Source organism: Paenibacillus sp. CH40, assembly GCF_024213605.1.
Classification (GTDB): Bacteria; Bacillota; Bacilli; order Paenibacillales; family Paenibacillaceae; genus Paenibacillus; species Paenibacillus polymyxa_B.
Genome location: NZ_JANAVQ010000012.1, coordinates 63,395 through 70,668, shown reverse-complemented (window position 1 = coordinate 70,668; position 7,274 = coordinate 63,395). Strand labels below are relative to the sequence as shown.

The 7,274-nt window shown below is 47.4% G+C and carries 6 protein-coding genes; all 6 read right to left on the bottom strand.

The window, feature by feature from the left end; genetic code table 11:
• Positions 1-51 precede the first annotated feature (51 nt).
• From NLX73_RS23535 to fabI, 6 genes are read right to left on the bottom strand one after another with little or no spacing between them, the layout of a single operon-like run.
• A complete protein-coding gene (locus NLX73_RS23535; protein WP_025721676.1) occupies positions 52-459 on the bottom strand; it encodes a 3-hydroxyacyl-ACP dehydratase FabZ family protein in 408 nt (135 codons plus the stop codon).
• 4 nt (positions 460-463) lie between these two features.
• On the bottom strand, positions 464-1,705 hold the full coding sequence (gene fabF, locus NLX73_RS23530; protein ID WP_069290771.1) for a beta-ketoacyl-ACP synthase II: 1,242 nt from the start codon (positions 1,703-1,705) through the stop codon (positions 464-466).
• 23 nt (positions 1,706-1,728) lie between these two features.
• Positions 1,729-3,429 carry a thiamine pyrophosphate-binding protein gene (locus tag NLX73_RS23525; RefSeq protein WP_254327500.1) on the bottom strand — a complete coding sequence of 567 codons (1,701 nt, stop codon included), beginning with the start codon at positions 3,427-3,429 and terminating at the stop codon, positions 1,729-1,731.
• Complete coding sequence (locus NLX73_RS23520) at positions 3,426-4,649, bottom strand: aldehyde dehydrogenase family protein (RefSeq protein WP_103049295.1); 1,224 nt, start codon at positions 4,647-4,649, stop codon at positions 3,426-3,428. The genes NLX73_RS23525 and NLX73_RS23520 overlap by 4 nt, the downstream gene beginning before the upstream one ends.
• 44 nt (positions 4,650-4,693) lie before the next feature.
• On the bottom strand, positions 4,694-6,154 hold the full coding sequence (locus NLX73_RS23515; RefSeq protein ID WP_254327499.1) for a class I adenylate-forming enzyme family protein: 1,461 nt from the start codon (positions 6,152-6,154) through the stop codon (positions 4,694-4,696).
• A 12-nt stretch (positions 6,155-6,166) separates the two neighbouring features.
• On the bottom strand, positions 6,167-6,937 hold the full coding sequence (gene fabI, locus NLX73_RS23510; RefSeq protein WP_013308164.1) for an enoyl-ACP reductase FabI: 771 nt from the start codon (positions 6,935-6,937) through the stop codon (positions 6,167-6,169).
• Positions 6,938-7,274: the final 337 nt, after the last annotated feature.

Below are 7,274 nucleotides of genomic sequence, written 5' to 3'. Positions count from 1 at the left end.
ACCTGGCAGTCAGGAGGACAAAAGGACAGTTTAACGTGCGCTTCCACCCCGTCATTGATCCAGTGAAACAATTTCTTCCGCCTCAACCACCAATCGGTCCCCTACGGAAGCCCGACCGCTTCCGAGAATATAGCCCCGCCGACGCTTGATCACTTCAAAATAGAGATCAATTCGGTCTCCAGGCTTGGCCAAGCTGTGGAATCGAATTCCATTGAGGTTAGTCAGGTATGAAATGCCTTTTTTATCAATCGCAGCGAATGCCGCTAATTGTGCAAGCGACTCCACAATCAACATAGGAGGCATGTATGGGTTAGTGTCAGTAATGAACCACTCACTCCAGGTGACAAGCTTGTATCCCTTCGCCCATTGCGACGTTTCGTACCCGGTCACGCCATCTAACAGAAGAAATGGGTACCGGTGCGGAAGCACATCCGGGATATGGATTAGCTCTTCGCTCACAGGCTTATTCCCCTTCCCACTTGCGAACAGCAAGGCAGACGTTGTGCCCTCCGAAACCAAATGAATTGCTAATCGCCGCGCGGACCTCGCGTTCCTGATATACATGCGGCACAAAATTCAATTCAGGAGCCTCAGGATTGTCGCAATTGAGTGTCGGTGGTACTTTGCTGTGAATCATACTCTGCACAGTCGCAATTAACTCGACTGCCCCTGCACCGCCCATTAAATGACCAGTCATGGATTTAATAGACGATATCGCCAAACGGGGGGCATGCTCCCCGAATACTTTTTGAATAGCATTAATCTCCATACGATCATTAAATGGCGTACTCGTACCGTGGGCATTGACGTAGTCGATTTCCTGCGGTGTTAAGCCGCCATCCTGCAGTGCGATATTGATCGCTTCTGCCGGTCCGGAGCCAGAGGGATCTGGAGCCGTGATATGATACGCATCAGTTGTGCATCCGTAACCCACAACTTCGGCCAGAATGGTGGCTCCGCGGTTCAAAGCATACTCCAATTCCTCCAGCACCAAGACTCCTGCTCCTCCACCGATGACGAATCCATCGCGATCCACATCAAACGGACGACTAGCCTTCTGCGGCTCTTCATTACGTCTGGAGAGAGCATGGATATTCGCAAAAGATGCCAGATCAAGCTGACTAAAATTGGCTTCTGCTCCACCGGCAACCACGACATCAGCCGTGCCGTACTGGATCGTACGTAATGCCTCACCAATGGCATTACTTCCTGTGGCACAAGCCGTAACCACAGCAAAAGAAGGCCCCTTGGCTCCAATAGCAATGGAGATTTCACCAGGTGCTGAATTAATCATCATCGAGGAAACAAAATAAGGAGAAACTCTTTTGGGACCAAGCTTTGTTAATTTCCCAAAGTTCTCCTCTATAACGTCGAGGCCGCCTGCTCCAGAGCCGACAATAACTCCCACGCGACTTGCATTCCGCTCATCAATCACTAATTTTGATTGCTCCACTGCCTGCCGGGCAGCCGCCAAAGCAAACTGAGTGAACTGTGCGACTTTATTAGCTTCCTTCTTGCTCATATATTGCAATGGGTCAAAGCCCGTAACCTGTGCACCGATCTTTGTCGGAATGTCCGCTGTATCGAAAGCAGTGACAGGTCCGATTCCACTTTTTCCTTCCAACAGTGAATTCCAGAAATCCGTAAGATTAAGCCCGACCGGCGTTACGACTCCCTGTCCAGTCACTACAACACGTCTTCTCACTGTATCCACGTCCTTCATTGAAATTAATTCTTAGAAGCCTGTTGCTCGTAGAGAGGAAAGTCGCCATACACATGACTGATTTTTTCATGCACATCCGCAAGATCAGCATATACCTCGACGACCACAAGCTTGTTCTCCTGATACTTTTGCCAAGCAAGCTGAAGCTGTTCGCGTGCCTCTCCCTTACTCCGAATTGCAAGGCTTTCCACAAACTCGTACTGAGGAATTTGAATTCCTGTCTTGGCCGCCTCAGAAACAAACGGGAGGGACTGCCCTGTGAGATGCTTATAATTCATCTGATTCTGTAACCAACCATACCCACCATTATTGAGTACGAGATAGATTAACGGTATTTGATACTCCACCGCCGTCATAAAATCCGAACTGAAGAGATTGAACGCACCGTCACCTACAAGTGCTACTACTGGACGTTGTGTTGCCACGCTTGCTCCCAGAGCAGCAGCCGCACCGAATCCAAGACTCGTTTGATCACTAGGAACAATCGAAAGAGAGCCTTGGGCAAAGCGAAAATATGGATAAAAATAGGACCACATATCCTGCAATCCATTCTCTTGAAGAAGCACCAGATTTTCAGGGAACTCCGTCTGAATCATGTCCAACAGCTCAGGAACGTGGATTCCAGGGGTCTTTCTCAGCTCTTCCAAATAAATAGCCCTGTGAGAAAAAGCCTCCTGTTTACAGCTCCTAATCGTTTCAAGCCACACTCCATCAGGCTCCTGGCCGCGCCGTTCAAGCCACTGCTCCACCGCTGCATATCCATCACCAAGCACCTTGATACCCCTGTACTCGTGTGCAAAATCCTCCAGATTTACATTGACTTGAATCAAAGGTGTATCCTGTAGCAAAATATCCCACTCAAAAGTAGCCGTTTCTTCCAATCGACTGCCCAGTGTGATTACCACATCAGATTCCTTCCAGATTTGTCTTAGACTAAGATCTGTATAGAGTCCCGCAACACCACAGAAGAGTTCGTGGTCTTCATCAACTACACCCCGTCCCGAGGCGGTTGCGAACAAGGCCGCTCCATGTTGGTTAGCGAACCGCTCAATCACATCACCTGTACCTGACTTCATTCCGCCTCCGACTAGAATGAGTGGCCTGCGGGCGTTCTCAATAATTCCCCACGATGCATCCAACTCCCGGCGAGACGGAGAGCACGACAGCTTTTCTGGTGGGGTAAACTGAAACCCTGTTGGCACAGGCTGGTCCATCAGGTTTTCAGGGAGTTCGATATAGACAGGACCTGGTGCTCCATTGATAGCCAAAAAGGCAGCCCGCTCCATCGCCCATACAAGCCGATCCACATGCTCGACACGATAAGCCCATTTTACGAGCGGCTTCACGAGTGAGATTTGATCCGCTTCCTGAAAGGATCGGGTACCCAGCTTGTCTCCACCAGTGCCAAGCGCCAGAAGCAGAAGCGGAGCGCCCAGGTTTTTGGCTTCCAGCAGCCCTGTGAGTGTATTACTGAGCGCAGGGCCTTTCCCCACAACACACACGGACATCTGGTTGGTGGTGAGCGCATAACCTGCTGCCATGAACACAGCATTACGTTGATCTTTGCACAGGATAAAATCCATACCGGATGAGGGGAGTGACGATACGATTTTGAGATCATCACTTGGTAATCCAAAGAGATGCTGAACCCCAGCCGATTTTAAGTAGCCAATGATGGCATCCCAGGGAAAGAAGCTCGCAGTCATACCAAACTCCTCTTTTCCGACAAATATTCTGCGACAATTTCTGAAATCAAGATCGGCTTCGAAATGAGCTTGAAATCGTAAAAAATATAGTTCGACATCGTGCCGTAGCCACCAAAAGGCTTATTACCTTGATCCACATCCTCAAGCGTCTGATTAATGGTCAGCGTGTGCTTCTTTCGCAGAACGTCAGTCAGGTGCTCCGATCCGTATAAGCTGCAACCCATTGCACGTTCACTGAAATAACTGGAGGAAATACGCTTGATCAATTGCTCGTCGTCTTGGTAGCTAACTACATTGAAGACTGGCGAAAAATACTCAATAATCTCCAGATTCTGATCCAATTCACTATATACAACCGTTGGCTCCATCTTTTTTGTACGGAAATCAATGCCGCCGCCGTAAATAATAAACTTATCGTTCGTGTTGAAATATTCGGAAACCGAATATAGCGTGTCTTTATAGAATATAGGGGTATAGTTTGCGTTCGGATCATCGTTGGCACCAAACACGAGTTGGTCAAGCTGTTGAATCAGCAGATCTTTGAAATGCTCACTCACATCTTGATGTACCAGAATGATGTCGGGGCCTAGGCAGTCTTGTCCAGAGTTGAACAATCTCATTCGGATCACATCGGTAACCGCCAGCTCCAGATCTGCATCAGGTCCGATGATGAAAGGATTCAGTCCTTGTCCGTAAAAAATGTAGAGCTGATCTTTTCGAATCTGTTTTTTGATCTTCTCTGCATTGGTATAGCTTCCGGTGAACACCACAATATCAGCTGGCATCACGGAATTCTCCATGAACACCTTCTGGCTAACTTTACGAATATAGATGGGTAATCCATGCACAGCCTGAAGCTTTTCATGCAGCATGTTGACGTACTCGTTTACGTGAGAAGAAGGGCGAAAGTCTATATTTTCAACGTACAGGGACGGAATCAAGAGGTATAATGCATAGGAGTACAAAATGACGTTGGAAGGCATAAATACAGCCATAGATCGTTGCCAGCTTGGCTGATAGGTCTGCACTTCTTGCAGAGCACCTTGAAGTGTGAGGATCGTGGAGTCAATTTCTGCATTGGCAGCCCGATAGGATGAAAATTGTGTGAGAATATCCATCACTTCCTGCCGATTTTCAATCAAATAATTGAGGCATTTCAGAATAGATTCATGCCTTTTCAGAAACAGTGTGTTTTCTGCCAGTTCTGGATTTATACTCATGGCACATTCTCCCTTTCCTGTATGCAGTTTTGGTATATATCTTGTTATGCTTTGCGAGAAGCAGCTTTCTCTAGAGCAACACGCTCCATCTCCAGACGATCCACTTTTCCATTGCGATTTAAAGGAAAATGATCGAGCGGAAGCAAAAGATCGGGAAACATGTATGAAGGGAGTACCTGACTCATCTCTTTGCGGAGCACAGGCACGACCTGTGAGGAATCACTTTCGATGAATGCGACAAGCAATGTCCCTTTAGCCTCATCCTCCAAGGTAATCACGCAGGATCGGTAGCCTAGCGAACCAATTCGGTCCTCGATATAGACTGGAGAGACCATATAGCCCATCCGGTTGACCGTCTTACCGCTGCGACCAATGACATACAGCATTCCGTCATCCAGATAGCCCAGGTCCCCCGTCTTGAACCAGCCGTCCTGTAGAACGGATTGCGTCAGGTCTGGACGATTTAGATAACCTTCCATGCATCCAGCACTGCGTATCCACACTTCGCCTACGATACCGTCCGCCTGCTGGTTGCCTGTAGAATCTAGTATTTTCAGATCCACACCAGGTAATGGTAGGCCACAACCCTTCGGACACTCTAGCGTCCCCAGCGTAACGTTGCCCAGTTCAGAAAGGCCGTAACCATTCAGCAGGGGCTGTCCAAATATGTTGTTAAATTTCTCTTCAAGGTCCTGGGTAAGTGGGGAACCGCCTACGCACCACATGCGCACCGGAGCTTCCTTGACCATTTCCAGTTGTTCGGGTTTTCGGTTTAGCATACGCAACAAGGTGTAAAAAGCAGAGGGGTTAGCGTCTACGACCGTCGCCCGGTCTTTCGTAATACTTGCAATGACGCTCCAGAGGTTTTTTGGATTGCAGATGATGAGAGAACATGAAGTTAACCACCAGGAGAAGATAAGTGAGATTCCATAAAAATGAGAAAAAGGCACAACGGGGAGCATATGGTCAGACGGTAGGTAGTTCATGGCGTGTATGGAATGCCTGATATTCTCCATAAAAGCTGAACCAGCTTTCACGATTCCCTTGGGTTTGCCTGTCGTACCTGAAGAATACAGAATGAGCGCATCTGACCTCTCGCACCACTTGCTAAAGTCGAGGGCTTCAAGCTTTGGCTCTCCCACCCAATCCGGGTGTACTGCTTCTTCTTGAATCAGATCTTGAATCAGAATAACGAGAGCATGAGGAAGTTCTAAATCGGAATCCGTAAGGATGCAACAGGCACCCGCTTCATCATAGATTTGGGCCACCTCATCGAGCACAGTCTGCTCGTCCACCACAGTCACTGAAACAGCAATATTGCAGAGGGAGAACAGAGACACAACAAACCAATAGGAATTGGCCGCTTTCAGAATCACTCTACCGTCTTCGGGAATTCCTCTGAGCGTCAACATCCGGGAGAAGATCGTAACATCTCGCTCCAGACGCTCCCTAGTCATAACTCCTTCAGGTGAGATAATACGGCAATCCATATGCGTAATAAGCACAACGTTCCCTCCTTACATCCCCGTAATATGGTATCCAGCATCTACATGGATAACTTCACCCGTAATGCCTCTCGATAAATGGGAAAATAGGAATAACGCCGTATCTCCGACTTCCGACGTATCAACCGTCTTGCGTAGGGGCGTAGTTTCTTCAATATGTTTGAGCATTGTGTTAAAATCTTTAATACCATAGGCAGCCAAGGTCCGTATCGGACCAGCGGAAATCGCATTTACACGAATGCCATATGTGCCCAGATCATTCGACAGATAGCGCATGCTGGCTTCCAGTGAAGCCTTCGCCACACCCATAACGTTGTAATTTTTGATCGCTCGTTCTGCGCCAATATACGTCATGGTGACGATACTTCCACCCTCTGTCATCAGTGGGTATACTCGACGGGATACAGCAGCCAGAGAATACGCACTGATTTCTTGTGCCACGGCGAACCCCTCGCGAGAAGTGTCAACGAACAAGCCATCCAAATCCTCAGCCTTAGCATAGGCGACACTGTGAAAATAACCATGCAATACGCCTACTTTTTCTTTTAGAAAATCCGCCAATGCATCAAGCTCTTCATTGCTTTGTACATTACAAGGACAGACCAGTGCTCCCGGAATGGTTTCAACGAGCTTTAGTACCCGCTCTGCAACCCTCTCATTTTCGTAAGTAAAAATGAGCTGTGCTCCTTCAGCAGCTAAAGATTGAGCTGTCCCCCAGGCAATACTCCTGTTATTAGCCACGCCCATAATCAAAATGTTCTTACCGCTCAGTAGTACTGCCACAGAAACCACCTTTCTTTTTTACATTTTTAAACAAAATAACAACTTAATTGCGTATGTCTACATTTATAGACATATGTAATCTTTCCTGGAATATTATCGCGTTAATTGCCAAACTTGGATAGGCGACGTTTTAGGCAAATCACAAAATTTATTTTAAAATTTGTGTGAATGGGTAGAACACTACTCCGCAGTTGATTTTAGCTATAATCTCGAGCCCAATTTTTTCAAATTCCAAGCGCCTCCATACTAGACCCATAAATTCATTTTACAACGATCCTTCTTACTAAGGTCTGGAAAACACATCGTGTATGCTGTCTGTCATCTCACAAGAAATAGT